Source organism: Geodermatophilus sp. SYSU D00867 (genome assembly GCF_054050315.1).
This window is the reverse complement of record NZ_JBJGZC010000046.1, coordinates 1-748: the sequence shown is the minus strand read 5'-3', so window position 1 is coordinate 748 and position 748 is coordinate 1. Positions and strand designations below refer to the sequence as shown.

Sequence of the window (748 nt, the reverse complement as noted above, 5' to 3'; positions counted from 1 at the left end):
TGTAGTGCCCAGCTGCGTTGCTGACGGTGGTGCGGCTGATCGGTGGCTGTCCGTCGAGCGCGGTGTGGCTGCGGTGATGGTTGTAGGTGTGTAGCCAGGCGGGCAAGGCAGCGGCGCGTTCTGCTGAACTGGCGAACGGGCGCAGATAGGCCCATTCGTCGGCCAGCGTGCGGTTGAACCGTTCGGCCTTGCCGTTGGTCTGTGGCCGGTAGGACCGGGTGAAGCGGGCCGCGGCGCCGATGTCGGTCATCGCCTCGCGCCAGGCATGACTGCGCCGGTAGGCCATCGCGTTGTCGGTCATCACCCGCTCGATCCGGTCGATGCCGTGGTCGGCGAACCAGGCCGCGGCGGCGCGGAGGAAGTCGGCGCAGGTGGTCGCGGTCTCGTCGGGATGGATCTCGGCGTAGGCCAGCCGGGTGTGGTCATCGATCGCGCAGTGCACGTAGTCGTAGCCGACCCGGCGGCCGGCCTCGATCTCGGCGCGGCTGTGGTTGTGCTGGGCCGAGCCGCGGCCATGGACCCGCCACCCTCCACCGTCGCGGATGCGGCCGAGCTTCTTCACATCCACGTGCACCAGCTCGCCCGGGCGGGCGCGCTCATAGCGGCGCACCAACGCCCCGGTCGGGCGGTCGAGCCAGGCCAGCCGGTGCATGCCGTGCCGGCGCAGCACCGCGTGCACCGTCGAGGGCGCCAGCCCCACCAGCGGTGCGATCCGCGCCGGCCCGAGCTTGCGGGCAGCGCGCACAGC

1 protein-coding gene is annotated in these 748 nt (G+C 71.8%); it reads right to left on the bottom strand.

Annotated elements, in window-relative coordinates; translation table 11 throughout:
- Window positions 1-748, bottom strand: a 748-nt coding sequence (locus tag ACI8AK_RS23180) for an IS481 family transposase (RefSeq protein ID WP_456958191.1), incomplete at both ends; no start/stop codon positions are given.